Consider the following 25,917-nt stretch of genomic DNA (forward strand, 5'->3'; position numbering starts at 1 on the left):
GGTGCGGCGCGGGGGAGGTGCGGCGCGGGGGAGGTGCGGCGCGGGGGAGGTGCGGCGCGGGGGAGGTGCGGCGCGGGGGAGGCGCGGCGCGGGGAGGTGCGGCGCGGGCGAGGTGCGGCGCGGGCGAGGTGCGGCGCGGGCGACGTGCGGCGTGAATGTGAGCCGGGATGGGCAGGCGCCTCAGGGGCGCAAGTCGCCCCGGGTCGCCGTTTCCGGGTCGAGGTCGGCGTACGGGGCCGACGGGCCGACCGCCGAGGCCATCAGGGCCGAGTTCGGGATGTTCAGCGGGCCGTCGTCGGTCTCCAGGACCGTGTAGAGCAAGCCGGCCGAGACGATGGTGCCGGTGAGGGGGCCGTTGAGCGCCCCGGACAGCACGCGGATGCGGGTGCCGGGCACGTACGGGCGGGCGAAGAGCAGGACCAGGCCGGCGAACAGGTTGCCCAGCACCGGCTGCGCTGCCAGGCCCAGGACGACGCCGGTGATCGCGCCGCCCACCAGCAGGCGTTGCAGGCCCACGTCGAGCAGGTCGCAGACCGAGAAGGCCGTGATCAGGTAGCCGCCCAGCTCCACCAGCACCCGCAACGGCGTGGCCGCGGCGTCGCCGGCCCGGGCGAGGGCGACCCGGTGCACCTCGCGCGCGGCGGTGCGGGTGGCGAAGAGGCCGAAGATCGCGACGAGCAGGGCGCAGCCGTACGTGATGAGCTTGTCGCGTGTCGCGGTCCCGCTGAACTGTGATCCGGTGACGAGCGCGGCCAGCGCCACCGTGCCGTAGCCGAGGGTGCGGCGGAAGTCGGGCCGGACGCGTTGTTCCAGCATCCGGATCGGGTCCAGCATGAAGATCACTCTAGGTGGTCGGGGACCTCAGAGACCCGCGGGGATCCGCACGGCGAGCATCGCCACGTCGTCGGCGCGGTCGGTGGTCATCTCCTTGACCACGCGGGCGAGCAGGTCGCGTGGCGCCCCGGCGTTGCGGATGCGCAGCTTGCGGTAGAGCCGCTGGAAGCCCTCGTCGATGACGCTCGCCCGGCTCTCGACCAGTCCGTCGGTGTGCAGCAGCACGGTGGACCCGCGTTCCAGCGTCGCCGTGTACGTGTGCCGCGGTGAGCCGCGGCGCGCGCCCAGCAGCAGGTCGTTGCCGGTCAGCGGGCGCACCTCGCCGTCCGGCCGGATCAGCACCGGCGGCGGGTGGCCCGCGTTCGACCAGCGCAGCCGGAAACCGCCGCTGGGCGCCCGGTCGAGGAAGGCGACCACCGCCGTCGCCATGGCCGGCTCGCCGAGCGCGAAGTTCGCCGCGTCCAGCCGGCGCAGCAGCGCCGAGGGCGGCTCGCGCCGGTCGACCAGGTAGGCCCGCAGCATGTTGCGCAGCTCGCCCATGCGCGCGGTGGCCGCCGTGTCGTGCCCGACCACGTCGCCGATGACCAGCGCGAGCCGGCCGTTCGGGCCGGGGATCACGTCGTACCAGTCGCCGCCGACCTTGCGATGCGTGTCCGCGGCCCGGTAGTAGGCGGCCAGCTCGAAGTCGTCGACGTGCGGCAGCCGCGACATGATGGCCTTCTGCAGCGTGTCGGTGATGGCCGTGCGCGAGTCGTGCCGCGACGCGCGCTCCAGCGCCTGCCCGACGTAGACGGCCAGGGTGGCTATCATCGCGCGGTCGGCCACGTAGAAGGTCTGCGGCTCGTCCCACGCCAGCAGCAGCGCCCCCCGCGCGTCCGGCAGCGGCGCGCACACCGCGGCCTGCCAGCCGGCCTCTTCGAGGTCCTCGGCGAGCGTGGGGTGCTCCAGCGTCACGTCCATGCTGCTGCCGTAGTAGCGCGAGCGGCGGTCGCGCATCGCGGAGGCCGTCAGGGTGTCCGGCAGCACGCCGCGGCGCGGGTCACCGGCGAGCACGACGTCGGCGTGCGTGGCGCCCAGCGCCGCCGTCAGCAGCTGCGGAACGATGAGCAGGACGTCGGCGGTGGTGGCGGTGACCGACAGCGACTCGCTCGCCCGCAGCAGCAGCCGGCTGCGGCGCAGTGCCGCGTCGTCCTGCGGGATCGGCGGCGCGGCGGGCGGCCGGTTGCGGCGCAGTGTGGCGTCGTCCTGCGGGATCGGCGGCGCGGCGGGCGGCCGGTTGCGGCGCAATGCGGCGTCGCCCTGCGCGATCGGCGGCGCGGCGGCCAGAATGTTCTCAGTCATGGCAACTCCCCCCGGAGATGACTCCCCATGACAGCCGGTCATGCGGATGAATATGAGCGTGCCGAGATCGGGCCGCCGGGGCATCCGCCAAATGACTGTCCTGCTCGTCGCGCGCCGTCGCGTCGCGTACGCGGTGAGTCGATTGACCGATGCCGGGTGCGCGGCGCCGGGCGACGATGAGCGCCCCAACTGCGGAGGTGCTACATGCGTGACCGGTCCCGGCGCTGGGCGTGGCTGGCCGTACTCGTCGTCGGTCTGTGCCTTTATCTGCTGGTTCTGCGCACGCTGGTGCACACCCAGAACCCCAATTTCGTGCCCGCGATGATCCTGCTCGGCGCGAGCGTGGTGCCCGCCGCGTTCCTCACGTTCGCCCAGGCCCGGACCGGCCGCTGGGAGGTGCCGGCCGGTGTGCTGCTGGTCACCGCGTTCTTCGGCGGTGTGATCGGCGTCGTGGTGGCGGGCACGCTGGAGTACGACGCGCTGCGCGACCTGGGCACGCTGCCGATGGTCGTGGTGGCGGTCGTCGAGGAGTCCGCCAAGCTGATCGTGCCGGTCGTGCTGCTGCTGACCGTTCTGGTGCGGCACACCCGGCGCCTGCCCTCCGACGGGCTGGTCATCGGCATCGCGAGCGGCATGGGCTTCGCCGCGCTCGAGACCATGGGGTACGCGTTCACGGCCTTGCTCGAGTCGAACGGCAACGTGGGCGCGGTCGAGCAGACCCTGTTCGTCCGCGGCCTGACCTCCCCGGCCGGGCACACCGCGTGGACGGGCCTGACCTGCGGCGCCCTCTGGATGATGCTGAGCGCGCCGAGCGTGCGCCACCTGCTCCAGTTCGCCGCCACGTTCGTCGGCGCCGTCGCGCTGCACACGTCGTGGGACACGTTCGGCAGCACCTGGGCGTACGCGATCCTCGGGGTGCTGAGCCTGGGCTGGCTCACCCTGATGCTGCGGCACTACCGGGCCTTCCACCCGGCCGGCGCGCTCAGTCTCGCGGGAATGAGTCCCGCAGTTGGTGGCGGCCGCTGATGCCCAGCTTCGGATAGACGCTGTGCAGGTGCGCGCCGACGGTGCGCACCGAGATGAACAGCTGCTCGGCGATCTCCCGGTTGCGCAGCCCGCGCGCGGCCAGCTCGGCCACCTGCCGTTCCTGCGGCGTCAGCACGGCGAGCCGGGAGCTGCCGGCCAAGCCGTCGTGCCGGCCGCTGGCGCGCAGCTCGCGGGCCGCCAGCCCGGCCGCGTGGGCAGCGCCGAGGGCGGTGAACGTCTTCTCGGCGGCGGCCAGCACGGGGCGGGCGTCGCGCGGCCGGCGGGCCCGCCGCAGCCATTCGCCGTAGTGGAGCCGGGCCATGGCCCGCTCGTACGGCCACTCGTCGCCCGCGGGATCGGTGGCCGCCAGCCGGAAGTGCTGCTCGGCCCGCTCGCCGTCGCTCAGCAGCGCCTCGGCCAGATGCAGCAGCAGGCGCATGCGGGTGCTGGGCTCGGCGCCCGCGCTCTCGCGCACGTGGCCGGCCACGACGCGGGCGGCGTCGCGGTGCCCGCTGCGCACGGCGGCCGCCGCCAGCTCGGCGATGTGCCGCCCGGCCAGCAGCGCGTGCCGCGGCCGCCCGTCCTGGTCGAACATGGTGCGCAGATAGCGGTACGCCGTCTCGTAGTCGCCGTCGATGGTGGCCGCCACGCCGGCCGCGCGCAGCAGCCGGATGTGCACCGACCGGTGCTGCTGGATGTCGACGCGGGTCAGCGCCTGGCGCACGAGCTGCTGCGCCTGGGCCGCCTCGCCGCGCAGCGCGAACAGCTGGGCACGCAGTGCGTCCACGTGCGCGGCGAAGACCGGCAGCCCGCCCGGCCCGACCGCCTCGGCGCAGCGGCTCGCCGCGTCCCACTCGCCGACGTCGATCAGCGCGCCGACCAGGTGTGGGATCATCTCCAGCCCGGACATCGACGCGCGCGGGTTCGCCTCCACGGCCATGGTCGCGCGCAGCAGGCCGACCGCGAGGCGGGAGCGGTCCTCGTAGCCCGCCATCGTGCCGATGACGTTGAGCCGGTGCCGCTCCGGCGCGGGCAGCGGGACGCCCGGCGGCGGGACGGCGGTGGTGTCGCACAGCGCGCGCGCCGGGTGCGCCGCCGGGTCGATCACCATCCGGACGAAGGCCGCGGTGGCCGGGTCCGCCGCCGGGCCGGCCGCGGCGAGCATCTCCGCGAGGCCGCGCCGGTGCTCCTCGTCGCCCGAGGTCGTGGCGATCACCGACGCGAGCCCGGCGATCGCCGACGCCACCCGCGGGTCGGCCGGGACGCCGGCGCGGTGGGCGGCGGTCACCATGGCGTACGCCTCGTGCTGGCGTCCCGCGCGGGTCAGCGCGGTGGCCGCCGCGTGCCCGGCCGTGATGACCACCTCCGGGTCGGTGGTGAGCCGGCGGACGATCGAGTAGAGCTCGCCGGGCCAGCCGGTCTCGCCGAGGTTGCGCGCGTCCATCGCGGCCTGCGCGTAGCGCCGGGCGGCCGAGACCGGGTCGGGGGAGCGCTCGGCGGCCTGCTCCATGGCCTGCGCGGCCTCGAACAGGTCCTCGCGCTCGCGGAAGGCCCGCGCGGCCGCCTCGAGCCCGGCCGCGATCCGCTCGTCCGGCCCGCTCGTCGCCGCGGCCAGGTGCAGGGCGCGCCGTTCCGCGCCGGCCCGCAGCGTCCTCGCCAGGTTGCGGTGCGCCTGCCGGCGTTGGTGGGCCGGGGCGCTCGCGTACGCGGCGTCGGCGGCGAGCGGGTGCACGAAGTCGGCCGTGTCGCCGCCCAGCACGACCAGCCCGGCCCGCTCGGCCGGCTCCCACCACCGTTCGCCGCGCAGGCCCGCGGCGTCGGTCACGTCCTGGCGCACGGCCGGCGGGGTGGCCGCCGCGAGGTGCAGCAGCAGGCGGCGCACCGGCTCGGGCAGCTCGGCGATCTCGGCGGCGAACGCCGACCGCAGCCGCCCCTCGCCGCGGTCCCCGGCGCTGAGCTCGACCACGGCCGCCGGGTTGCCGGCCGCGCGGTGCAGCACCACGGCCCGCCGCCGGCCCGCCGGCGGGTTCGGCTGGGCCTCCAGCAGCCGCACGGCGTCCTGCGGGTCCAGCGGCAGCAGCTCGACCGCCGGCAGCGCTCGCAGCACCCGCGGCACCCGGTGGCGGACGCCGGCCAGCAGCAGCGCCGGCACCGTCCCGGCCATCTCGGCCAGCACCTCGGCCGCCTCGGCGGTCACCCGGTGCACGTCGTCGACCGCGACCAGCAGCGGCGGCCCGATCAGCTTGACCACCCGGCACAGCGTGGCCTTGTCGGCCCGCCCCGGGTCGACCGGGCCGGGCAGGTCGTGGCGCAGCGCCATCAGCAGCCGCCGGATCAGCTGCGGGGCGTCCAGCGGCGGGCCCGGCGGCACGTCGACCGTGACGACCCGGTGCCGGCCCGCGTCGCGCGCCCGCTGCGCGGCGACGGCGAGCAGCCGCGACTTGCCGATGCCGCGCCCGCCGGTGAGCAGCAGCGCGTGCTCGCCGGGGCCGAGGCAGCCGGTGAGCCGGTCGAGCTCCGCGTCGCGGCCGACGAGCCCGGTGCCCGGGTCGATCAGGGTGCCGTCCATGCTCAGCCCTCGTCCCGCGCCGTGCCGGCGCCGTCGTTCAGCAGGTCGCGCAGCTGGTGGCGGTTGCCGACGCCCAGCAGCGGATAGATGTCGTAGAGGTGCGAGCCGACCGTGCGCGGCGACAGGACCAGCCGCCGGGCGATCTCGCGGTTGGTCATGCCCTCGGCGGCGAGCCGGGCGATCATCTGCTTCTGGGCGGTCAGCGCGGCGAACGCGCCCGCCGTGCCGGCCCGGCCGGCCTCGTCGTGCGCGTTGCCCGGCAGATATTTGCGGGCCTGGTCGGCGTGCGCCCGCGCGCCGAGCCGGGTGAAGGTGTCCAGCGCCGCCAGCATGTGCGGCCGCGCCTCCGGCACCCGGCGCTGCTTGCGCAGCCAGAGCCCGTAGTTGAGCTGCGCCTCGGCGCGCTCCAGCGGCCAGTGCAGCGCGCGGTCCTGGTCGGCCAGCGCGGCCCGGAAGTGCTCCTCGGCGCCGTCGGTCTCGTCGAGCAAGGCCGCCGCGTGCGCAAGCAACATGGCCATCCGCGGCGTCGGGGTGCTCCCGGCCCGCGCCCGGCAGCCGTTGACGATCTGCCGGGCCTGCGCCTTGGCCCGGGTACGCCGGCTCGACCCGCCGGCGGCGAGCGCGAGCTGCGGCAGCGAGCGCGGCCCGAGGAAGGGGTGCACCGGCTCGCCGGTCGCGTCGAACATGGACCGGAAATGCGTGTACGCGATGTCGTAGTCGCCCGCCGACAGCGCCGCCATGCCCGCGGCCCGGCGGCGCAGGCTCTCGCTGAACGGGTCGCCCGACGGCCGCGGGGGCAGCAGCACCGGCCGCGTGCCGTCGTAGCGCAGCGCCTCCAGCACCCCCCGCAGGCCCGGCAGCGACCGCAGCAGCAGGGTCAGGTTGCCCACCGCGGCCAGCGTCGCGGACTCCTCGATCGCCTCGTCGGCGTCCCGCCACCGGCCACAGTCGATCATGGACAGGATCATCAGCGGGATCCGCGCGGCCAGCGCGCCCGGCGCGTCGTACGCCTTCTGCACCTGCCACAGGGCCGCCATCCCGGCGGCCGCGCGCACGGAGTCGTCGGTGAGCCAGGCGACCAGGCTCTCGGCGAGCGTGACGCTGATCTCCGCCAGCCCGGTCATGCCTTTCCCGCCGCCGTGCGGGGGCACGGCGCCGGCCGGGTCGGCGACCGCCAGCACCGCGGCCCGCGTCGCCGGGTTCGCCGCGCTCGGCAGGATGCTCTCGCCGAGCGCGCCACCGGTGCCGTCGGCCACCAGGTCGAGCAGCCGGGGCAGCTCGGCGCGGTGCGCGGCGTCGCCGGACAGCACCGCGGCGTTGGCCGCCACCAGGACGTTGGTCATCGCGATCTGCCCGTCGGCGGGCGCGCGCAGCACGGCGTCGCGGGCCAGGTCGTACGCCTCGGCGAAGCGCGCCTGGTGCACCAGCGCCAGTCCGGCCGCGATCCGCGCCAGGCCCAGCACGTCCGGGTCGTCGGTGAGCGCCTCCACCCGCCCGTGCAGCGTGAGGGCGTACGCCGGCTCGCCCGCCCGGTACGCGGCGACCGTCGCCTTCGCGAAGCGGCGGGCCGCGTCGCCGGTCGCCGGGCTGCGCTCGGCGGCCAGCTCCAGGGCCCGCGCCTCGGCGATCAGCACCGCCCGGCGGCCGGCCGTGGCGGCGCTGTCCTCCAGCGCGGCGGCGACCAGCTCGTCCGGCCCCTCCGAGGCCAGCGCGGCGTGGAGCGCCTGGTGATAGGGGTCGTCGGTGCAGGACGCCAGCGCGGCGTGCGCGGCCCGGGCCGGCCCCGTGGCGCAGGCCGCCGCGCGGATCAGCGGATGCTCGAAGCGGACGTGCCCGCCGGCGATGCTGACCAGCCCGGCCTTCTCGGCCGGCGCCCAGTCGCGCAGGTCGGCGGCGCCGTCACCGGCCCGGTTGATCGTGCCGACCGGCTCGGCGTCGCCCGCGACGGCCGCCAGCTGCAACAGCCGCCGGGTGGCGGGCGGCAGGGCGGCGAGCGCGCGGCGGAACTCCATCGGCGGCTCGGCGGTGGTCAGCGCCAGCGGGTTGCCCCCGGCCCGGCGCAGCAGCGTGCGCCGCGGCACCGCCGCGGTCCGCTCCGGGCAGGCGTTGAGCAGGCGGGCCGCCGCGCGGTCGGGCAGCGGCCCCACCCGGTAGCGGGCGATCTCGGCGCCCAGCCCCGGCGGCGGCTCCGCACCGCGGGCGGCCAGCAGCAGGGCGGCCCGCTCGGTGCAGGCGTGCCGGCTGACCAGGGTGAGCAGCCGCAGCAGCGCCGGGCCGGCCAGGTCGGCCCGGTCCAGGATCAGCAGCGCCGGCGCGCTCGCGGTCAGCCGGTCCAGCGCGCTCAGCGCGGCCGTCAGCAGCTCCGCCTCGCCGGTGGGCTCGCCGCGCAGCCAGGACCGGATCGCCGGGTCGAGCCGCGGAGCGGCCACGGCGCGCAGCACGGCCCGGTCGAGCGGCAGGACTCCGAAGCCCCGCTCGCGGGCGATGCCGGCGGCGGCGCGCAGCAGCGCGGTCTTGCCGATGCCGGCGTCGCCGAGCAGGACCATGGACATCGGCCGGGACGCGGCCGCCTCGACGAACGCGGTGAGGTCCGCCCGTTCCCGGGCGCGCCCGTACAACGTCGTCGAGCCCACAGTCGCAGTCCTCCCTTTCCGGCATACCCGTACGAAAGCCTTCCGGCGCGGCTTCCTCGGCACCGTATTCGATCACCGGGAATGAGCCGTGCACCACGAAGAAAGGACGAAGAAGCACCTGCGTGCAAGGCTGTGCACGGAACTGACCCGGGGGGATGCACAACATGGTGGACGACGACGTCCCGTTCGGCGCGCTGCTGCGCCGGTTGCGGATCGCCGCCGACCTCACACTCGAACAGCTCGCGGAGGCCTCCGGCGTCAGCGACCGGGCGATCAGCGACATGGAGCGCGGCGTCAGCCGCAGCCCGCGCGCCCGCACGATCGAGGCGATCGCCGGCGGCCTGGGTCTCGGCGCGGACGACCGCGACCGCCTCGTCGCCGCGGCCCGCGCCGGCCGGGTGGCGCCCGCACCGGTCGCCGGGCTGCCGCTGCCGCGGCGGGTGAGCGACTTCACCGGCCGCGGCGACGAGCTCGCCCGCATCAGCCGGTGGACGGCCGCGGCCGGCCCGGACACGCCCGCGCCGGTCGTGGTCGTCAGCGGGCCGCCCGGCGTGGGCAAGACCTCGCTCGCGGTGCAGGCCGCCCAGTCCTGGCCGGCCGAGCAGCACCTCTTCGTCGACCTGCGCGGGCTCGACGCCAAGCCGCTGGCGCCGGCGGCGGTGCTGGGCAAGCTCATCCGGGCGCTCAGCCCGGACCTGCGCCTGGTGCCGCGCGAGCTCGACGAGGCCACCGCGCTGTGGCAGTCGCTCGCCGCCGGCCGCCGGCTCGTCGTGGTGCTCGACAACGCGATCGGCGAGGGCCAGGTGCGCCCGGTCCTGCCGCCGCACGGCCCGGCCGTCGTCCTGGTCACCAGCCGCCGGGCGCTGAGCGGGCTCGAGGGCGTACGCCGGCTGCGCCTCGACGCGCTCAGCGAGGCCGACGCCGTGCACCTGCTGGAGACCATCCTCGACGACCCGGGCACCGACCGGGAAAGCCTGCGCCGCATCGCGAAGTTGTGCGTCAACGTGCCGCTGGCGCTGCGGATCGCCGGCAACCGGCTGCTGAGCCGCCCCGGATGGACGCCCGGCGACCTGATCGCCCGGCTGGCCGCCCAGGAACGCCGGCTCGACGCGCTCGCCGCCGGCGACCTCCAGGTCAAGGCCGCGTTCACCCTCTCCTACCAGCAGCTGTCCGGGGTGGCGCGGCGGCTGTTCCGGCGGCTCGCGCTGGTGCCCGGCCCGTCCGCCGGTGTCGAGCTGGCGAGCGTGCTGGTCGAGGAGCCGGTGCCGGTCACCGAGGACGCGGTCGACGAGCTCGTCGAGCTGAGCCTGCTCCAGCAGCGCCGCGACGGCCGGCTGGAGTTCCACGACCTGCTGCGGCTGTACGCCCAGGGCGAGCTCGAACGTGAGGAGGGCGCCGCCGACCGGGCCGCCGCGGCCCGCCGTCGCGACACCTGGCTGCTCGACACGGCCGTCGTGGCCGGGCACTTCTTCGAGCCGGGCCACGGCCCTCCGCCCGCCGACATCCCGTGCCACCTCAGGACCGGTGCGCAGGCCGGCGACTGGCTGCGCCGCGAGGCGGAGAACTGGCTGCCCGCCCTGCACGCCGCGGCCGCCGCGGGCGAGCACCGGCGGGTCGTCGAGGTGGCCGAGTCGCTGCACTGGTTCTCCGACGGCTGGGCCAACTGGCCGCATTGGCTCGACGTGTTCAGCCTGTCGACCGCTGCCGCCCGCGCGCTCGGCGACGACCGGCTCACCTCCGTACACCTGGGGTATCTCGCCTGGGTCGACATCGTCTGCCTCGGCCGTCCCGAGCTCGCGCTGGACCGGGCGCGGGAGGCCCTGGAGCACGCCGAGCGCTCCGGCGACCGGCGGCAGATCGCGTGGTCGCAGTACTACGTCGGATGGGCGCTGAGCCGCCTGCGGCGCTGGGACGAGACCCTGGAGCACGCGCGGGCCGCCGTCGAGGACTTCCGCGCCGTCAACGACCGCGAGGGGCTGCCGAACGGGCTGACGCTGTGCGCGCTGGCCGTGCAGGGCCGCGGACCGGCGGACGACGCGATCCCGCTGCACGAGCAGGTCATCGAGGCGGTCACCGACCCGGCGACCGCGCCGCCGCCGCACATCGCCCTGTTCGTCGAGACGGTGTCGCGCTCGTTCCTGGCGAACATCGAGATCGCGGCGGAACGGTGGCCGGAGGCGCTGCGCCGCGTCGACCAGTCGATAGCGGCGGCCGCCCGGCTGGAGCACTCCTCCGAGCGGCTGATGACCGCGCGGTCGCAGCGGGCGCTGGTCTTCGCGCGGCTCGGGCGGATGGAGGCGGCCCGCGAGGAGCTGCGCGCCGTACGAGAGCTGTCGCGGCGCAACGGCGACACCGAGCCGCGGCCCGGCGCGCTGCGCGACCGTCTCGCCGAGGTCGAGGCGCTGCTCGCCGAGCACGACGCGGCTCAGGCCGCGGCTCAGTCCGCTGCTCCGGCCGAGGCTCAGGACGAGGCTCAGGACGAGGCGAACTCCAGCAGGTAGCGGTTCACCAGATCGGGGAAGGCGCGCCCGAGGTCGTGCGTGCCGCCCGGGATCACCTCGTAGCGCAGGTCGGCCACCAGGTCGGGCAGGCGGTGCGCGGTCGCGTCGATCGGCAGCAGGCGGTCGGCGTCGCCGTGCATCAGCAGCACCGGCACGTCGAGGCGCCCGAGGTCGGCGCGGAAGTCCGTACGGCCGGACTGCCCGAGACAGCGGCCGGCGCGCGCCTCGATGTCCGCCACGTCGGCCTCCCGCAGGCCGTCCGGGTTGTCGGCCGTACGGATCAGAAACGGCGTGATGCCGGCGACCAGCGCCACCTTGCGCACCCGCGCCGAACCGTGCGTGCTCAGGTAGCGCACCACGTCGCCGGTGCCGGCCGAGGAACCGGCCAGCACGCACCCGGTCAGCGCCAGCTGCTCCAGCAGGACGCCCAGATCCGCGGCGAGCGCGTCGACGTCGTCCTCGACGGGCAACTGGGACCGGCGGTCGAAGCCGACGACGCGGTGACCCGCGGCGCACAGCGCCCGCGACTGCTCCTCCCAGCCCTTGCCCACCAGGACGACCGGGCTGCCCTCGCCCTCGTCGGTGTAGTAGAGCCGGTTCTGCACGTACGGCACCGGTCGATTCCACTCGTTCCGGGCCGCGGGCGCCAGGAAGTTTGCACGCAGCTTGCCCCGGGGCCGTCCCTAGTCACGTGTCATCGGTCGGCCGACGGCCGGGCGCACACAGGCAGTCATCTGACCGATGCCGGTGCGGCCACCCGACAGAAGTGTTGGCTGCGGAAGCGAAGTGCGGGAAACGCTCGCACGGCATCTGGCGGAGGAGCTTTTCCATGCCCTACATCACCACCACCGACGGCACCGAGATCTTCTACAAGGATTGGGGCAGCGGGCAGCCGATCATCTTCAGCCATGGGTGGCCGCTCAATTCGGACGCCTGGGACGTCGAGCTGAAGCTCGCCGCCGACAACGGCTTCCGGGCCATCGCGCACGACCGCCGCGGGCACGGCCGGTCCTCGCAGACCTGGCTCGGCAACGACATGGACACCTACGCCGCGGACCTGGCCGAGCTCGTCGACGCGCTCAACCTCTCCGACATCATCCTGGTGGGCCACTCCACCGGCGGTGGCGAGGCCGTACGCTTCGCCGCCCAGCACGGCGCGGGCCGGGTCGCGAAGATCGCCACGGCCGGCGCGGTGCCGCCCGTCATGGTGAAGTCGGAGACCAACCCCGAGGGCACCCCGATCGAGGTGTTCGACGGCCTCCGCGCCGGCGTGCTCGCCGACCGCTCGCAGTTCTTCAAGGACCTCTCGGAGTCGTTCTTCGGCATCAACCACGGCTTCGACGTCTCGCCGGGCCAGCGCGACCAGTTCTGGCGCCTCGGCATGCAGATGGGCCTGAAGGGCGCGTACGACTGCATCAAGGCGTTCTCGGAGACCGACTTCACCGAGGACCTCAAGGCGCTCGACGTCCCGATCTTCATCGCGCACGGCGGCGACGACCAGATCGTCCCGATCGCCGCGGCCGCCGAGAAGACCATCAAGCTGGTCAAGAACGGCACGCTGAAGGTCTACCCGGGCGCGCCGCACGGCATCGCCGGCGCGTACCAGCAGGAGCTCGACAAGGACCTGCTCGAGTTCTGGCAGAGCTGAACCCGTCACGCCGGCGGCCCTTCCCGGCCGCCGGCAACGGGGGTGAGCGGTCCGCACGTGCTGCTGGTCGAGGCGCTCGTCACGTTCGTCCTGGTCCTGGTGATCGTCGCGGTCGCCACGGACGGTCGCGTCTCCCGGGCCGGCGCCGCCCTGTCCATCGGCACGGCGCTGGGCGTGGCCATCCTGATCAGCGCCCCGATCACCGGGGCCGGTGTCAACCCGGCGCGTGCCCTCGGCCCCATGCTCGTCGAGGGGCAGGTGACGGACTGGTGGGCCTACATCGCCGGGCCGCTCCTCGGCGGCACGGTCGCGGCGCTGGCGTGGGCTCAGGTGGGCCAGTCGAGCACGGTCAGCGCCGGCCACTCCTGACGCCAGCGGGCAGCCTTGGTCTCGTAGACATGCCGGGGCGCCAGCACCGGATTGGGCCGCACCACCAGGTTGAACACGTCGGCGAGGCCGTGCGGGGCGTACACGCGCCACTTCCCGCCGGCCTCCAGCCGCACCCCCAGGCAACACGTCGTGGCGGCGAACGAGTCGATGGCCGCCTCACTCGACGCGTGCGGCGCGCACGGGACGCCGAACTTCTCCTCGTACCAGAGGTGAACGCGCGCCTCGTTGCGAACCTCGACCTCCGCGGGCACCCCGGCGAACACCTCGGCCGCCCGCCGGATGACCCGGTCCTCGGCCTCCCAGGACAGGTCACCGCCGTCGAAGTAGAACACGTCGTAGTCCTTGATGCCGGCGTCCGGCGATCGCCCTTCGACCACGTTCCACACGGTCTGGAACAGGCAGCCCGCCGTCAGATACCACCCGGGCAGCTGGAGCCGCGCCGCCCGCCGAAGCACCTCGACCAGCACCTCGTTGCGGCTCAGCGCCGCCCGTAGCGCATCGAGCTGCTCGTCGAGCGGCAATCTCCCCAAGGCACCCACGCGCCGCAGCTTAGACGCTCAGCTCTCCGGCCGGCTCCGCCGGGAAGCGTTCCCGGCGATGGCCGCCTCGATCCTCAACAGCAGGCCGCCGAGCGGCAGGACGGCCGGCACGAGCCGCCAGGCACCGTAATCATGCTCCTGGAGCAGAACGAGCCACACGAGACCGGCCACGGCTGCGACGGTGCCGATGGCCCGCACGATACGACTGTCGTCCTGTACCACGCCGGCAGTATAGAGATCAGACATCGAAGACGGCTCATCGAGCGGCACTGCTCATCCTCGCGTGCGTGGACGAGCGCATGTGGCACCGCGACTCCGACGGCATCTTCCGCGGCTTCGAGTGACAGGCAACCTGCGGCGGCGCGAGGGGGCGCCGTTCGTTCAGCTGTCGTTTGTGCCGTTCTCCAGCCAGTCGGCCAGCTCCGGACCGGTCAGGGATCGCATCCGGGTGTTGTAGGCGTGGAGATCGTCCTCGTCGAGGATGCGGCGCCATTGGCCGGCCCTGCCGGAGCGGAAGAAGGCTTTGTCGCTGGTGAACAGGCCGAGCCGCTCGTCGGGAACCAATTGCTGGGCTCTGGCGCGCATGGAGGCGAAGGTGGCGGCCCCGACCACGGCGGGCCATCGGCTCCGCGGCACGTCGACGCCGAGCCGTTCGGCGAGGCGTCGCATCTGGCCTGCCAAGTCCCGAGAGAGATCGGCATGGTGTGCCAGGATCACCGCCGGTTCGTTGCGCCGATCCCACGCCTGGCCGAGGTGGTGGACCATGCCGCGCAGCGAGTTGAAGGTTTCCGTCGTCGGCCGCTGGTCGTGAATCCACTGCAGGACGCGTTCCCGCTCGCCCGCCGGAGGTTCCGGCCTGGCCGGCGGCTCGGCGTGTGCCTCCTGGTCCGGGGCGAGGAGGCGGTCGAGGACCCGGTCGTCGAGATTGGCCCGGTGGTGGTCCAGCGAGACGGCGGCGTCACGGGGATCGCGTCCGACCACGACGTACGTCACGCCGGGCAGTTGCGGCAGGCCGTCGAGCGGGGTGTGAGTCTTGATGAACCGGCGGTGCCGTTGCGCGCCCAGTGCCCGGGTGACGTCGTCCAGCGGTCGCAGGCGCATGTCGAGCCAGGGCGAGAGGCTGGTCAGCGGGGCGGGCAGGTCCGCGGTCTGGAAGATCAGCAGAGCGCAGATCATCTGCATCCACGTCGTGCCGCATTTCGAGGGTGCGCTGATGACGATGTCGTCCGGCCGCAGCGGGAAGTGCTGCCACCGGCTGCTGTCGGTCAATCCACTGCGGTAGACGGTAGGCGCCATGCCCGGACCCTAACGGCCTTGTCCGCCGCGCCTATGCTCCGGCTCGGGGCTGGCGGCGCGGGTGGGAGGGCTGCATGCGGCGGGGCGAGGTGTGGTGGTCGGCGCTCGATGCCGAGTGGCCGGTGGTGGTGTTGGGTGACGGGGACTGCGGCGAGATGCGGGCCATGCAGGTCGTCGCGGCGGCCACGGCCGGGGAGCGGCGTGGGTTCGTGCTGCTGTCGCCCGAGGAGGCCGAGCGTGAGCGGCCCGGCGGTATCGCGGGCATCGAGGTGCCGCTCGGGGTGGCGGACGGCCTGCCACGTGCGGGGGTCGTGCGGGTGGCGCTTCCGTACGACAGGCGGGTCTTCTGCACGTGGCAGGCCTCGCTGGGCCGGGACGACCTGGTCGAGCGCGTCTGCGTGCTGCCGGCAGCCACGATGGAGCGGCTGGGGCTGGCTCTGCGCCTGGCCGGGATCGAAGGTGGGGACTAGCGGCGGAAGGGGCCCGTCACGCAATAGGTGATGCCGCCGGAGGAGCTGCCCGTGGTGCCTCGCTGGGACGAGAAGTAGAGGCGGTCGCCGGCGGGGGTGAAGGCGGGGCCGGTGATCTCGGAGCCGCTCTGGCCGGTGATGCGCAGGAACGGGGAGATCTTGTCGTCGGGCGTGATGAGGCAGATCTCCATGGTGCCGCCGTCCTCGGCCACGTAGAGGTCGCCCGACGGGGAGCCGGTCACGTTGTCGACGCCGGTGAGCGGGGCGGATCCGGAGCTCACCAGGTTGTCGTCGTAGGCGAGCTCGTAGGTGCCGGCGGCCAGGTTGACCTGCCAGACGCGGTTGTCGCCCTTGGTGGTGAACCAGACCGTGTCGTCGGCGTAGTGGCAGCCCTCGCCGCCGTTGAAGGTCTTCGCGCCGGACACCTGGGCGCGGGTCACGGTGGGGGAGCCGTCGGGGTCGGGGACGGTCGCCCACGAGAAAGTGCCGGAGGTGCCCGAGCCGGCCACGAGGACCTGGAGCACGCCCGCGGACAGGTCGCCCCAGACGGTGGGCACGAAGCGGTAGAACTTGCCGTCCGTCTCGTCCTCGGTCAGATAGATGACCTTGCGTACGGGGTCGGCGGCCGCGGCCTCGTGCTTGAAGCGGCCCATGGCGGGGCGCACCACGGCGGTCCCGCCCAGCGGGTACGTCTCGTAGACCCGCCCGAGGGAGACCTCCTCGCACGACAGCCAGGTGTTCCACGGCGTCTTGCCGCCCGCGCAGTTCTGGTTGGTGCCGGAGAGGATGCGGGAGGCGCCGACCACCGTGCCCGCCGAGTTGAAGACGATGCGGGAGGCGCCGCCGCCCGCCGACGCGCTCACCTCGGAGTTGGACACGTAGACCCAGCCGGTGCCCTGTGGGATGACGGCGCCGCCGTCGGGGGCGTCGTGCCAGACGTACGAGGTGCCGGGCACCACCTGGCGGGAGCGGGCCACGATCGAGCTGGTGAAGCCCGCGGGCAGCTGGATGCCGCGGGCGTCCGCGGCCTGGAGCGGGCCGTACGGCCCGGTGGCGTTCTGGGCGGGCGCCCCGTACGCGGCCGACCAGGCCGTGAAGGGAAGCGCCACCGCGCCCGCGCCGACAACCGTCGCTCGCAACATCGCACGTCGATCCATGGCCCCTATTCAGCCGTGCCCGGCTGGCCGCGACCTGATTATTAGATGAACGTCAATAGACGAGGATGGGGGCATGACTTTGCCCGCCACCGAGGAGCTGACCCTCGCCGACGGCCGCGTGCTGCGCTTCTGCCTGTACGGGCCGGCCGACGGCAGGCCGGCCGTCGTGCACAGCGGCTCGCCGAGCAGCCGGTGGCGGCGGCCCAGCACCGTGCGGACCATGGCGCGGAGCCGGCTCCGCCTCCTGGTGTACGACCGGCCGGGCTACGGCGGCTCCACGCGGCGGCCGGGCCGCACGGTCGCCGATGCCGCCGGCGACGTCCGGGCGCTCACGGAGGCGTACGGCTGGAAGAGGTTCGCCGTTTTCGGTGGCTCGGGTGGGGGACCGCACGCCCTCGCGTGCGCGGCGCTGCTGGGCGATCGGGTGACGAGATGTGCGGTGCTGTCCGGCATCCAGCCCCGCGCGGCCCGGCGCACCGAGGCCGAGCTGCGCGAGCGCCAGGCGGCGACCGCGGCGGAGATCCTGGGCCTCATCGAGGCCGGCGGCCCCGAGGTGCCGTGGGAGCCGGGCGCGGCGGCGCGCGACGATCCCGACGCGATGGCGCGGGTGCGAGCGACCTTTGTGGACGGCATGGACGGGTGGGTGGACGACAGCCTCGCCTTCGAGCGGCCGTGGGGCTTCGACCCCGCCACCATCGCCGTGCCGGTCGGCCTCTGGCGGGGCAGTGCCGACAAAGCCGTGCCGGCGGCGGACAACGAGTGGCTCCTGGCGACCGTCCCGGGCGCCGAGAGCCATGTCTACAGTGGAGGCCACGTGCCCGGCGAGGACGTGTTCGGCCAGATCTACGACTGGATGAGCGCGCCTATATGATCATGGCGTGGGAGCCTGGGACGTGGGGCCGTTCGACAACGACATCGCGGCCGACTTCTGTGGTGAGCTGACCGAGGCGCCCGCCGACGAGCGGATCCTGCACGTGCGGCGCGCGCTCACGACCGTGGCCGACCACGGCGACGGCTACCTCGACAGCGACTTCGCCAGCGAGGCGATCGCGGCGGCCGCCGTCGTCGCGTCGCAGCTGCCCGGCGGCCCGGCGGTCACCTCGCCGTACGCGCCGGCCTTCCTGCTCGCCGGCGGCGGCCTCGACATCCCGGCCGACGTGCCGCCGCTCGCCCTGCGCGCGCTGGACCGCGTCACCGGCGACGACTCGGAGTGGCGCTCGCTGTGGGAGGAGTCCCCGGCGCTGCACGAGCGCGCCCTCGCCGAAGTGCGGCGGATCCGGGCGCCGCTGGCGCGAGCGTGTACGGCCGGATGACGCGCTCACGGCCGCCGCGTACGACGCTCCGGCAGCCCGGCCAGCACCTCGCTGAGCGGGGCCGTCGCCGCGCTCGGCAACACCAGATCGGCCGCCGCGAAGCGCGCTTTCTCCACGTACAAGTTGGGGATCGCCACGCACCGCAGGCCCGCCGCCTGCGCCGCCGCGACGCCGTGCGGGGTGTCCTCGAAGGCGACCGCCCGCTCCGCCGCGACGCCCAGCCGCTTGAGCGCCAGCAGGTAGACGGCCGGGTCGGGCTTGTGCGCGGCCACCTCGTTGCCGCAGGCCAGCACCGTGATGTCCGCCGCCAGCCCGGTCCGCACCAGGTTGCCGCGCACGTGGTCCTCGTGCGAGCTGCTCGCCACCGCCAGCCGCAGCCCGAGCTCGCCCGCCTCGCGGAACCACGCCCGGATGCCCGGCGCCGGCTCCAGCCGCTGGTTCAGGCCCCGGCGGTACGTGGTGCGCCGCGCATGGCTCGCCGCCCGGTCGTACGCCGGCCCGACCGCCGCCGCGAGCGCCGCGTAACGCTCCTCGTTGACGTCGCCGCCGTGGTCGGCGAAGAAGCCGTGCTCCGACAGCTCCAGCCCGTGCTGGCGCCACTCGAAGCGCCAGCTCTCCAGCAGGGTCGTCTCGGTGTCGAGGAGCAGTCCGTCGAAGTCGAAGATGAGCGCGTCGATCGTCACCCGGTAGACGGTACGGGTCAGAGCGCGGCCAGGATCTCCGCCAGCTCCACCGGGCGGGTGACCATCGGCCAGTGCCCGGAGTCGATGTCGGCGTAGTCGAGGTGCTTCACACGGGACAGCTCCGGCACGTCGCCACCGTCGATCCACTCGCGGGCCTGCTCGGGGGTGAACTCGGGGCAGATCAGCACCACCGGCACGTCGAAGCGGCGGTCGTCGGTCAGGCGTACGACGCCGCGGGCCACCCCCTCGGGCACCGGGAGGGCCGCGGCCTCGAAGGAGCGGCGCGCCCGCTCGTCGAGGTCGTGCGCGTCGGCGCCCTCGAACGGCTCCCAGCCGGGGAACGGCATCACGCCGTCCTCGATGGGGAAGAAGTCCGCGTACGGCTTGCCGTCGTCGTTGGGGAACCCGCCGATCATCGCCACCTTGCCCACCTTGCCGGGCCGGCGGTCCGCGGCGATCCAGGCGAGCGTGGCGGCCGCGGAGTGGCCCACGACCACCGCCTCGTCCGGTGCCGCGTCCACGGCCGCGAGCACGGCGTCGATCTGCTCCTGCAACGTCCGGCCGTCCGGCGGCACGGGTACGGCCCGGTGGCCGCGCTTCTCCAGCTCGGGCACCACGTGCCGCCACGCCGAGCCGTCCAGCCACAGGCCACCCACGAGAACGATTGTCATGGCCGCACCGTACGGCCTATTCCGGACGATCCGCTTCCGGTAGCGTGCGGAACGTGCCGGACGGTTCCAGCCCCACCGCGCGAGCGCTGCGCACGCTCGAGCTTCTCCAGGCGCGCCCGGGCACCACCGCCGAGCAGCTCGCCGCCCATCTCGGCGTCACCGAGCGAGCCGCGCGCCGCTACGTCGGCATCCTGCGCGAGGCCGGCATCCCGGTGCAGGCCGTCCGCGGCCCGTACGGCGGCTACCGCCTCGGCCGCGGCACGCGCCTGCCACCGGTCGTCTTCACCGAGGAGCAGGCGCTCGGGCTCGTGATGGCGGTCCTCGACGGCCAGCCCGCGGCCATCGACGCCGGTGACCTGGTCGGCGCGGCCCTCAGCAAGGTGATCCGGGCGCTGCCCGAGGGCATCGGCCGGCAGGCGGCGGCCCTGCGGGAGTACGCGTCGGCCGCCCCCGACCGGCACGCGTCGCGCCCCGACCCCGCCACCACGAGCGCCCTCGTGGCCGCCTCCGCCGACCGGTGCCGCGTCACGGTCACCTACCGCTCGGAGCGCGGCGACCAGTGGGACGCCGAGGTCGACCCGTGGGCCGTCGTGGTGCGCTTCGGCCGGTGGTACCTGCTGTGCCATTCGCACCGGGCGGACGCCGTCCGCACGTACCGCATCGACCGGATCCGTGCCGTGCAACGGCTTGCGCACACCTTCGTGCCGCCGGACGACCTCGACCCGGTCGCCGCCCTCGAGGAGAACCTCGGCGCCGGCTGGAAATACCAGACCCGCGTGGTCTTCGACGCCCCGATCGACAAGGTCGCCCGCTGGATCCGCCCGCCCATGGGCCGCCTCGAGCCGGCCGGCGAGCGCTGCGTCCTGGTCGGCAGCACCACCAACACCGAGATGTACGCCCAGGAATGGCTCGCCGCCGTCCCGATCGACTTCACCGTCGAGGGCGGCCCCGAGCTCCGTGCGGCCGTGGCCGTCGTGGCCGCCCGCTTCACCAAGGCCCTGGGCTGACGTAGCGGGCGGCGAGCGCGGCGGCCCGGTCGTGCAGCGCCACGCGCAACGACGGCGGGGTCAGGGCCTCGGCGGCCGTGCCGAGTTGCCACAGCGCCCACTCGGCATGCCACAGGTCCTGGTAGGTCACCTCCAGCCGCAGCCACCCGTCCACGTCCGGCTCCTCGGCGCGCACGGCGAGCGCGGAGGTGAGCAGGTCCTCCCGTCGCGCCGGGCGCACCCGTACCAGAACGGCGATGTGGTCCTCGGACAGGAATCGCGCGCACCGATCCCGCCACACCCGGTCCAGGTCGACGTCGCGCGGGCGCCGCGCCGGCTCGTCGAGCTCCTCGGCCGCCAGCACCCGCGACAGCCGGTAGGTGCGGTCGGCTCCCGCTCTCGTGGCCAGCAGATAACCCTTGTCCCGCACGGTCACCAGGCCGATCGGATCGACGACGCGCCACTGTGGAGCGCGCCCGGCGGCCGCGTAGTGCATCCGCAGCCGATGCCCGGCGAGCACCGCGCGGCGAACCTCGGCCATGACGGCGCCCGGCACCTCCTCGGTGGCCGCGCGCCGCGAGAGCAGGTCGGTCTCGGGCTCGACGAGGAACCGCCGGACCGCGTCGCTCGCGGTGGCCTGGTGGCTCTCGGGCAGCGCGTCGACCACCTTGCGCCGGGCCGAGGCGAGCGCCGGCCCGAGCCCGAACGCCTGCTCGCCGCGGCCCGCCCCGGCGGTCAGCAGCGCCAGCGCCTCGTCGTGGCTGAGCCCGGTCAGCTCGGTGCGGAAGCCCGGCAGCAGCGCGAACCCGCCGCGCCGGCCGCGCTCGGCGTAGACCGGCACGCCGGCCGCGGACAGCGCCTCGATGTCGCGCAGCACCGTGCGGGTGGAGACCTCCAGCTCGCGGGCCAGGGCCTGGGCCGTGAGCCGCCCGTGCCGGCGGAGCAGCAGCACCAGCGAGACCAGCCGATCGGCGCGCATCCGGCGACTCTACCGAAATACGTGACAGAGGATGTCGTGATTTGTTGACAGGCTCTCCTCCGACGCGACTGACAGGGAGCTGATGCACAGTGCAACGAACGGCGGTCAACCCGTGGACCTGGTCCGCGGAGATGGGCTTCAACCAGGGCGAGCTCGTCACCGGCCAGACCCGCACCCTCTACTGCTCGGGCCAGACCGCGATGAGCGGCGACGGCAAGCCCCAGCACGACGGCGACATGGCCGCGCAGCTGGCGCTGAGCCTCGACAACGTGGCGGCGGTGCTCGCCGAGGCCGGCATGACCCTGACGAACCTCGTGCGGCTCACCGTCTACACCACGGACGTCGACGAGCTCTTCCCGCACTACGGCGTGCTGGCCGGCCGCCTGGCCGGCGCCGGCGCGGCCCCGGCCACCACCATGCTCGGCGTGACCCGCCTGGCGATCCCCGGCCAGTTGGTCGAGCTGGAGGCGACCGCCGTGGCGTGACGCGGGCATGCTGAGGGCATGGCACTGACCTGGCTGGGCGAACCGACGGTTGCGGCGCTGCGCGACGGGCTGCGCATGGTGGCGCCCGAGCTGGCCGGGGGCACGATCGTGCCGCGGGGCCTCGAACCGAGCGACGATCCCCGGTGGTGCGCGGCCAGCGCGATCGTCGACGAGGGGTTCGTCGTGAAGTTCGCGTGGGCCGAGCCGCCCGCCAGGCGGATCTGCCGTGAGGCCGAGGTGCTGGGGGCGTTGCGCGCGGCGGTGCCCGGGCTGCCGCTGCCCGAGGTGGTGGCGGCGTCCCGGGACCCGGCGATGCTCGTCACCCGCCGGGTGCGGGCCAAGCCTTTCTTCGCGGTACGGCACCGGATCGCGCCCGCCGCCCGGCCGGCCGTCGCCCGTGACCTCGCCGCCGTTCTCGCCCAGCTGCACGGTGCGGGGCTTGCGGCCCCGGCGGCGGTCGAGCCCGAGCCCACCGCGGCCCTGCGGGACCGCTTCGGAGCGCTGGTGGGGTCCGACCGCCACGAACGAGTGGTGTCCTGGTGCGACTGGGCGGACCGGGTGCTGGCGAGGCCGGGCCGGCGGGTTCTCACCCACGGCGACTTCCACGGTGACAATCACCTCTGGGACGCGGGCACGCTGCGGCTGCGCCTGGTGATCGACCTGGAGACGGTGGGGGTGGGTGAGCCCGAGTACGACCTGCGCTGCCTGCCCGGGGACTGCGGCATGGAGCTCTTCCTGGCGACGGTGGCGAGCTACGAGCGGGTGACCGGCACGGCCCTGGACGTCGACCGGATCATGGCGTGGCACCTGCGGACCGTGCTCGGGGACGCGCTGTGGCGGGGCGAGGCCGGGGTGGCGCTGCCGGATCACCGTACGCCCGGGCAATGGGTGGACGACCTGGACGCGCGGTTCCTCCATCTCCACCGTACAGCGGGGAGGGGGACTTGCGGCAAGGGCGGGTGAGAGGCGCAAAATCGCCGGTCATGGGGGTACTCCATGACTGATGTGATCGTGGTCGGCGGTGGGCCGACGGGGCTGATGCTGGCGAGCGAGCTGCGGCTGCACGGGCTGGGCGTGGTGGTGCTGGAGCGTGACGAGGAGCCGGCCAAGAACGTACGCGCGCTGGGTCTGCACGTGCGCAGCATCGAGGTGATGGACCAGCGGGGGCTGCTCGGGCGCTTCCTCGAACGGGGGAAACAGATCCGGGTCGGCGGGTTCTTCGCCGGGCTCAACAAGACGTGGCCGGAACGGATGGACACCGCGCACTCGTACGTGCTCGGCATCCCGCAGACGGTGGTGGAGCGACTGCTCGCCGAGCACGCCGCCGAGGCGGGTGCCGAGATCCGGCGCGGCGCCGAGGTCGTCGGCATCGGCCAGGACGACTACGGGGTGACCGCCGAGCTCGCCGACGGGTCGCGCGTGGTGGGGCAGTTCCTGGTGGGCTGCGACGGCGGACGCTCCACCGTACGCAAGCTCGTGGGTGTCGCCTTTCCGGGTGAGCCCGCCAAGACCGAGACGCTGCTCGGGGAGATGGAGGCGACCGCCTCGCCGGAGGAGATCGCCGCCGTCACGGCCGAGGTGCGCAAGACGCAGCTGCGGTTCGGGCTGGGGCCGCTCGGGGACGGCGTCTACCGGGTCCTGGTGCCCGCCGCGGGGGTGGCCGAGGACCGCGCGGTGCCGCCGACCCTCGACGACTTCCGGCAGCAGCTGCGGGCGGTCGCCGGCACCGACTTCGGCGTGCACTCGCCGCGCTGGCTGTCCCGCTTCGGCGACGCGACCCGGCTCGCCGAGCGCTATCGCGACGGTCGCGTCTTCCTGGCCGGCGACGCGGCGCACATCCACCCACCGGCCGGCGGGCAGGGCCTCAACCTGGGCCTTCAGGACGCGTTCAACCTGGGGTGGAAGCTGGCCGCGGCGGTCGCGGGCTGGGCCCCACAAGATCTGCTCGACACGTACGAGGCGGAGCGCCGCCCGGTCGCCGAGTCGGTGCTGGACACCACCCGCGCCCTGATGGAGCTGATGTCCACCGAGCCGGGCCCGCAGGCCGTGCGCCGCCTGCTCGCCGAGCTGATGGACTTCGACGACGTCAACCGGTACGTGATGGAGAAGATCACGGCGATCGGCATCCGCTACGACCTCGGCGCGGGCCCCGATCTCGTCGGGCGGCGCCTGCGCGACGTACGCCTCAAGGGCGGCCGCCTCTACGACCTGATGCACGCCGGCCGCGGCCTGCTGCTCGACCAGACCGGACGGCTCTCGGCCGAGGGGTGGGCCGACCGGGTCGACCTCGTCGGCGACGTCAGCGAGGAGGTCGCCGAGCCCGCCGTGCTGCTGCGCCCCGACGGGTACGTGGCGTGGGCCGGCGACGACCAGCGGGACCTGCGCGCTCACCTGGCCCGCTGGTTCGGCCCGGCGTGACCGGCGCTACGCCGTCCAGGCCCGCAGCTTCTCGGGGTTGCGGACCGCCCACACGTGCCGGACCCGGCCGGCGGCCACCTCGAAGGCCATCACCGTCACGGTCACCCCGGCCTCCTCGATCACCAGGCCGGGGCGGCCGTTGACCGGGCGCTCCACGACCCGCTGCGAGCCGGTGAGGCTGTGGAACAGCATCGTGAGGTACGCGGCGATCTCCTCACGGCCGCGCAGCGGGTGCGGCGCCGTGTCGGCCAGCCCGCCGCCGTCCGCGATGATCGTGGCGTCCGGGTCGAGCAGGCCGACGAGCGCCTCGATGTCCCGGGCCTCCCACGCCTGCCGGAAGCCGCGGACCACTCCCGCCTGCTCGGCGGCCGGCGTCGCCTCCGGCCGGGACAGGCGCACCCGCTTGCGAGCCGACGAGGCCAGCTTGCGGCAGGCCACCGGGGTGCGGCCGACGATCTCGGCGACCTCCGCGAACGGGTAGCCGAACACGTCGTGCAGCACGAAGACGACCCGCTCGGCCGGGGTCATCGCGTCGAGAACCACCAGGAACGCCATGGTGACCGACTCGTCGAGAGTCACCCGGTCGGCGGGATCCGGCGCCGCCACGGCGAACGAGGGGAGCGGCTCGGGAATCCACTCGCCGACATAGCGCTCACGGCGGGCCCGGGCCGAGCCGAGCAGGTCGAGGCAGACGCGGCTGGCGACCGTGGTCATCCACGCGCCGGGCGCCGCGACGGCGTCCCGCTGCGCCGGGGTCATCGCGTACCACCTCGCGTACGTCTCCTGGACCACGTCCTCGGCGTCCGCGAGCGACCCGGTCATCCGGTAGGCGAGGTTCAGCAGCTGTCGGCGCTCGCTCATGTCCGTCATGCATACCCGACGACGCAGCGGGCCGGAATGTGCCCACGGCACGTTTCGCGGTGCTGCGTCGTCGGAAGGGCATGCAGACGACATCACGCCTTCCCGACCCCATGCCGCTCTTCCCGGAGATCACGCCGCTCGCGGCCGGCATGGCCAAACTCATCGCGAACGGCACCGTGCCCGAGGCCACGGTGCACCTGATGCAGCTGCGCGCCGGCCAGATCGTGGGCAGCACCTACCACACCATCTACCAGACCAGCCTGCTCCGCAAAGCCGGCGTCACCGAGGACCAGATCACGGCGGTCGCCTCCTGGCAGGACGCGCCGTACTTCAGCGACGCGGAACGCGTGGCGCTGGAGCTGACCGAGGCGGTCCTCACCCCGAACCGCACGGGCGAGCGCGTCCCCGACGAGTTGTACGGCCGCGCGGCCGCCCACTACGACGACAAGGCGCTGTGGACGCTCACGCTCGTGCTCGCGCAGATCTGCTTCTTCGTGCCGGTGGCCCTGATCGCGAAGCCCATCCCCGGCAGGCCGCTCGGCAAGAACTACTCCTGACCGCCGTCGCCGGCGGCACCCTGGCCGAGCACCACCTTGCGGAGCAGCTCGGCCAGGGTGCGCCGCTCCTTCGGCGTGAGCCCGGCGAGCAGGGCGGTCTCACCCCGGTTCTCCACCTCGGCCTGACGCTCGAACGCGGCCCGCCCCGCCGCGGTGAGCCGCACCCGAACCCGCCGCCGGTCGGCGCTCTCCCCCCTGCGGACGATCAGCCCCTGCCCCTCCAACGGCGCCAGCCGCGCGGACAGGGCACCCCGGGTGAGCCCCAGCCGCTCGGCCAGCTGCGACGGGCTCGCCTCGTAGGGCGGACCCTCGCGCCGCAACGCCAGCAACACCTTGAAATGCCCGTGCTCCAGGCCCCCGTCGACCAGCGCCCGCCGCCGCACCTGAGCAAGGGTGCGCCCCAGCATGGCGAGCCGTACGGTGATCGCCTCCTGCACGGGGTCGAGCCAGGCCAGTTCCGACGCCCACGCCTCCACCAGCTCGTCCACACAGTCGCGCTCGCCGCCGCCCCGCATCCCCGTCTCCATGTCTCCCCGCCTCGCTCACGCCCCATGGCGCCG

At 74.5% G+C, this 25,917-nt stretch carries 26 protein-coding genes; 12 read left to right on the plus strand and 14 right to left on the minus strand.

The features are described 5' to 3' along the window. Positions 1-180: 180 nt before the first annotated feature. Complete coding sequence (locus tag Ade02nite_RS40380) at positions 181-834, minus strand: mechanosensitive ion channel domain-containing protein (RefSeq protein ID WP_239169399.1); 654 nt, start codon at positions 832-834, stop codon at positions 181-183. 27 nt (positions 835-861) lie between these two features. Continuing rightward, entirely contained in the window at positions 862-2,175 is a 1,314-nt protein-coding gene (locus tag Ade02nite_RS40385; protein WP_203775565.1) for a PP2C family protein-serine/threonine phosphatase, read from the minus strand. Positions 2,176-2,379: 204 nt separating this feature from the next. Here Ade02nite_RS40385 and Ade02nite_RS40390 point away from each other — a divergent pair, with 204 nt between their 5' ends. After that, positions 2,380-3,201 carry a PrsW family intramembrane metalloprotease gene (locus Ade02nite_RS40390; protein WP_203775567.1) on the plus strand — a complete coding sequence of 274 codons (822 nt, stop codon included), beginning with the start codon at positions 2,380-2,382 and terminating at the stop codon, positions 3,199-3,201. Here the strand turns inward: Ade02nite_RS40390 and Ade02nite_RS40395 are convergent. After that, positions 3,158-5,770, minus strand: coding sequence for a helix-turn-helix transcriptional regulator (locus Ade02nite_RS40395; RefSeq protein WP_203775575.1), 2,613 nt, complete (start codon positions 5,768-5,770; stop codon positions 3,158-3,160). The genes Ade02nite_RS40390 and Ade02nite_RS40395 overlap by 44 nt on opposite strands. A 2-nt stretch (positions 5,771-5,772) precedes the next feature. After that, positions 5,773-8,403 carry a LuxR C-terminal-related transcriptional regulator gene (locus Ade02nite_RS40400; protein ID WP_203775577.1) on the minus strand — a complete coding sequence of 877 codons (2,631 nt, stop codon included), beginning with the start codon at positions 8,401-8,403 and terminating at the stop codon, positions 5,773-5,775. Between the two features lie 164 nt (positions 8,404-8,567). On the opposite strand from Ade02nite_RS40400, the gene Ade02nite_RS40405 reads away from it, so the two are divergent. After that, a complete protein-coding gene (locus tag Ade02nite_RS40405) occupies positions 8,568-10,904 on the plus strand; it encodes a helix-turn-helix transcriptional regulator (RefSeq protein ID WP_203775579.1) in 2,337 nt (778 codons plus the stop codon). On the opposite strand, the gene Ade02nite_RS40410 is transcribed toward Ade02nite_RS40405, so the two are convergent. Continuing rightward, entirely contained in the window at positions 10,877-11,518 is a 642-nt protein-coding gene (locus tag Ade02nite_RS40410; RefSeq protein WP_203775581.1) for an alpha/beta fold hydrolase, read from the minus strand. The genes Ade02nite_RS40405 and Ade02nite_RS40410 overlap by 28 nt on opposite strands. A gap of 215 nt (positions 11,519-11,733) precedes the next feature. Between Ade02nite_RS40410 and Ade02nite_RS40415 the strand changes: the two genes are divergently transcribed. After that, positions 11,734-12,552 (plus strand): alpha/beta fold hydrolase, encoded by an 819-nt coding sequence (locus tag Ade02nite_RS40415; protein ID WP_203775583.1) that lies wholly within the window; start codon positions 11,734-11,736, stop codon positions 12,550-12,552. Between the two features lie 42 nt (positions 12,553-12,594). Then, positions 12,595-12,921 carry an aquaporin gene (locus Ade02nite_RS40420; RefSeq protein WP_203775585.1) on the plus strand — a complete coding sequence of 109 codons (327 nt, stop codon included), beginning with the start codon at positions 12,595-12,597 and terminating at the stop codon, positions 12,919-12,921. Here Ade02nite_RS40420 and Ade02nite_RS40425 read toward each other — a convergent pair. From Ade02nite_RS40425 to Ade02nite_RS40435, 3 genes are all read right to left on the minus strand, one after another. Beyond that, complete coding sequence (locus Ade02nite_RS40425; RefSeq protein WP_239169400.1) at positions 12,879-13,481, minus strand: nucleotidyltransferase family protein; 603 nt, start codon at positions 13,479-13,481, stop codon at positions 12,879-12,881. The genes Ade02nite_RS40420 and Ade02nite_RS40425 overlap by 43 nt on opposite strands. 18 nt (positions 13,482-13,499) lie before the next feature. After that, positions 13,500-13,751, minus strand: a complete 252-nt coding sequence (locus tag Ade02nite_RS40430; RefSeq protein WP_203775587.1) for a hypothetical protein — start codon at positions 13,749-13,751, stop codon at positions 13,500-13,502. Positions 13,752-13,862: 111 nt separating this feature from the next. Next, positions 13,863-14,777 carry a sulfotransferase domain-containing protein gene (locus Ade02nite_RS40435; protein ID WP_203775589.1) on the minus strand — a complete coding sequence of 305 codons (915 nt, stop codon included), beginning with the start codon at positions 14,775-14,777 and terminating at the stop codon, positions 13,863-13,865. A gap of 74 nt (positions 14,778-14,851) precedes the next feature. On the opposite strand from Ade02nite_RS40435, the gene Ade02nite_RS40440 reads away from it, so the two are divergent. Further along, entirely contained in the window at positions 14,852-15,247 is a 396-nt protein-coding gene (locus Ade02nite_RS40440) for a hypothetical protein (protein ID WP_203775591.1), read from the plus strand. Here Ade02nite_RS40440 and Ade02nite_RS40445 read toward each other — a convergent pair. Then, entirely contained in the window at positions 15,244-16,404 is a 1,161-nt protein-coding gene (locus tag Ade02nite_RS40445) for an alkaline phosphatase PhoX (RefSeq protein ID WP_203775600.1), read from the minus strand. The genes Ade02nite_RS40440 and Ade02nite_RS40445 overlap by 4 nt on opposite strands. Before the next feature lie 73 nt (positions 16,405-16,477). Between Ade02nite_RS40445 and Ade02nite_RS40450 the strand changes: the two genes are divergently transcribed. Then, positions 16,478-17,275 carry an alpha/beta fold hydrolase gene (locus tag Ade02nite_RS40450; RefSeq protein WP_203775602.1) on the plus strand — a complete coding sequence of 266 codons (798 nt, stop codon included), beginning with the start codon at positions 16,478-16,480 and terminating at the stop codon, positions 17,273-17,275. A 7-nt stretch (positions 17,276-17,282) separates the two neighbouring features. After that, a complete protein-coding gene (locus Ade02nite_RS40455) occupies positions 17,283-17,717 on the plus strand; it encodes a DUF4259 domain-containing protein (RefSeq protein ID WP_203775604.1) in 435 nt (144 codons plus the stop codon). A 5-nt stretch (positions 17,718-17,722) separates the two neighbouring features. On the opposite strand, the gene Ade02nite_RS40460 is transcribed toward Ade02nite_RS40455, so the two are convergent. Together Ade02nite_RS40460 and Ade02nite_RS40465 are read right to left on the minus strand one after the other, a co-directional pair. Beyond that, positions 17,723-18,400 (minus strand): HAD family hydrolase, encoded by a 678-nt coding sequence (locus tag Ade02nite_RS40460; RefSeq protein WP_203775606.1) that lies wholly within the window; start codon positions 18,398-18,400, stop codon positions 17,723-17,725. A gap of 17 nt (positions 18,401-18,417) precedes the next feature. Continuing rightward, positions 18,418-19,071 (minus strand): alpha/beta fold hydrolase, encoded by a 654-nt coding sequence (locus Ade02nite_RS40465; protein WP_203775608.1) that lies wholly within the window; start codon positions 19,069-19,071, stop codon positions 18,418-18,420. Positions 19,072-19,124: 53 nt separating this feature from the next. Here Ade02nite_RS40465 and Ade02nite_RS40470 point away from each other — a divergent pair, with 53 nt between their 5' ends. Next, positions 19,125-20,078 (plus strand): helix-turn-helix transcriptional regulator, encoded by a 954-nt coding sequence (locus Ade02nite_RS40470; protein ID WP_203775610.1) that lies wholly within the window; start codon positions 19,125-19,127, stop codon positions 20,076-20,078. On the opposite strand, the gene Ade02nite_RS40475 is transcribed toward Ade02nite_RS40470, so the two are convergent. Beyond that, positions 20,059-21,036, minus strand: a complete 978-nt coding sequence (locus tag Ade02nite_RS40475) for a helix-turn-helix transcriptional regulator (protein ID WP_203775612.1) — start codon at positions 21,034-21,036, stop codon at positions 20,059-20,061. The genes Ade02nite_RS40470 and Ade02nite_RS40475 overlap by 20 nt on opposite strands. An 89-nt stretch (positions 21,037-21,125) precedes the next feature. Between Ade02nite_RS40475 and Ade02nite_RS40480 the strand changes: the two genes are divergently transcribed. The 3 genes from Ade02nite_RS40480 to rox are packed head-to-tail and all read left to right on the plus strand — an operon-like array spanning position 21,126 to position 23,939. Then, positions 21,126-21,521, plus strand: a complete 396-nt coding sequence (locus Ade02nite_RS40480; protein ID WP_203775614.1) for a RidA family protein — start codon at positions 21,126-21,128, stop codon at positions 21,519-21,521. 18 nt (positions 21,522-21,539) lie between these two features. Beyond that, positions 21,540-22,484, plus strand: coding sequence for a phosphotransferase family protein (locus Ade02nite_RS40485; protein ID WP_203775616.1), 945 nt, complete (start codon positions 21,540-21,542; stop codon positions 22,482-22,484). 33 nt (positions 22,485-22,517) lie between these two features. After that, positions 22,518-23,939 carry a rifampin monooxygenase gene (rox, locus tag Ade02nite_RS40490; RefSeq protein ID WP_203775618.1) on the plus strand — a complete coding sequence of 474 codons (1,422 nt, stop codon included), beginning with the start codon at positions 22,518-22,520 and terminating at the stop codon, positions 23,937-23,939. A gap of 6 nt (positions 23,940-23,945) precedes the next feature. Here the strand turns inward: rox and sigJ are convergent, their stop codons facing one another. After that, complete coding sequence (sigJ, locus tag Ade02nite_RS40495) at positions 23,946-24,800, minus strand: RNA polymerase sigma factor SigJ (RefSeq protein ID WP_203775620.1); 855 nt, start codon at positions 24,798-24,800, stop codon at positions 23,946-23,948. A gap of 80 nt (positions 24,801-24,880) precedes the next feature. On the opposite strand from sigJ, the gene Ade02nite_RS40500 reads away from it, so the two are divergent. Further along, entirely contained in the window at positions 24,881-25,357 is a 477-nt protein-coding gene (locus tag Ade02nite_RS40500; RefSeq protein ID WP_203775622.1) for a carboxymuconolactone decarboxylase family protein, read from the plus strand. Here Ade02nite_RS40500 and Ade02nite_RS40505 read toward each other — a convergent pair. Continuing rightward, positions 25,348-25,884 carry a MarR family winged helix-turn-helix transcriptional regulator gene (locus Ade02nite_RS40505; protein ID WP_239169401.1) on the minus strand — a complete coding sequence of 179 codons (537 nt, stop codon included), beginning with the start codon at positions 25,882-25,884 and terminating at the stop codon, positions 25,348-25,350. The two genes, Ade02nite_RS40500 and Ade02nite_RS40505, sit on opposite strands and share 10 nt — an antisense overlap. Between the last annotated feature and the right edge of the window lie 33 nt (positions 25,885-25,917).

This window comes from Paractinoplanes deccanensis (assembly GCF_016862115.1).
Classification (GTDB): Bacteria; Actinomycetota; Actinomycetes; order Mycobacteriales; family Micromonosporaceae; genus Actinoplanes; species Actinoplanes deccanensis.

Excerpts from the sequence above, each read along its gene's own strand:
- Ade02nite_RS40380 (WP_239169399.1), bottom strand. The coding sequence starts at position 834 with ATGCTGGACCCGATCCGGATGCTGGAACAACGCGTCCGGCCCGACTTC.
- Ade02nite_RS40385 (WP_203775565.1), bottom strand. The coding sequence starts at position 2,175 with ATGACTGAGAACATTCTGGCCGCCGCGCCGCCGATCGCGCAGGGCGAC.
- Ade02nite_RS40390 (WP_203775567.1), top strand. The coding sequence starts at position 2,380 with ATGCGTGACCGGTCCCGGCGCTGGGCGTGGCTGGCCGTACTCGTCGTC.
- Ade02nite_RS40395 (WP_203775575.1), bottom strand. The coding sequence starts at position 5,770 with ATGGACGGCACCCTGATCGACCCGGGCACCGGGCTCGTCGGCCGCGAC.
- Ade02nite_RS40405 (WP_203775579.1), top strand. The coding sequence starts at position 8,568 with ATGGTGGACGACGACGTCCCGTTCGGCGCGCTGCTGCGCCGGTTGCGG.
- Ade02nite_RS40415 (WP_203775583.1), top strand. The coding sequence starts at position 11,734 with ATGCCCTACATCACCACCACCGACGGCACCGAGATCTTCTACAAGGAT.
- Ade02nite_RS40435 (WP_203775589.1), bottom strand. The coding sequence starts at position 14,777 with ATGGCGCCTACCGTCTACCGCAGTGGATTGACCGACAGCAGCCGGTGG.
- Ade02nite_RS40440 (WP_203775591.1), top strand. The coding sequence starts at position 14,852 with ATGCGGCGGGGCGAGGTGTGGTGGTCGGCGCTCGATGCCGAGTGGCCG.
- Ade02nite_RS40445 (WP_203775600.1), bottom strand. The coding sequence starts at position 16,404 with ATGGATCGACGTGCGATGTTGCGAGCGACGGTTGTCGGCGCGGGCGCG.
- Ade02nite_RS40450 (WP_203775602.1), top strand. The coding sequence starts at position 16,478 with ATGACTTTGCCCGCCACCGAGGAGCTGACCCTCGCCGACGGCCGCGTG.
- Ade02nite_RS40465 (WP_203775608.1), bottom strand. The coding sequence starts at position 19,071 with ATGACAATCGTTCTCGTGGGTGGCCTGTGGCTGGACGGCTCGGCGTGG.
- Ade02nite_RS40475 (WP_203775612.1), bottom strand. The coding sequence starts at position 21,036 with ATGCGCGCCGATCGGCTGGTCTCGCTGGTGCTGCTGCTCCGCCGGCAC.
- Ade02nite_RS40485 (WP_203775616.1), top strand. The coding sequence starts at position 21,540 with ATGGCACTGACCTGGCTGGGCGAACCGACGGTTGCGGCGCTGCGCGAC.
- rox (WP_203775618.1), top strand. The coding sequence starts at position 22,518 with ATGACTGATGTGATCGTGGTCGGCGGTGGGCCGACGGGGCTGATGCTG.
- sigJ (WP_203775620.1), bottom strand. The coding sequence starts at position 24,800 with ATGAGCGAGCGCCGACAGCTGCTGAACCTCGCCTACCGGATGACCGGG.
- Ade02nite_RS40500 (WP_203775622.1), top strand. The coding sequence starts at position 24,881 with ATGCAGACGACATCACGCCTTCCCGACCCCATGCCGCTCTTCCCGGAG.
- Ade02nite_RS40505 (WP_239169401.1), bottom strand. The coding sequence starts at position 25,884 with ATGGAGACGGGGATGCGGGGCGGCGGCGAGCGCGACTGTGTGGACGAG.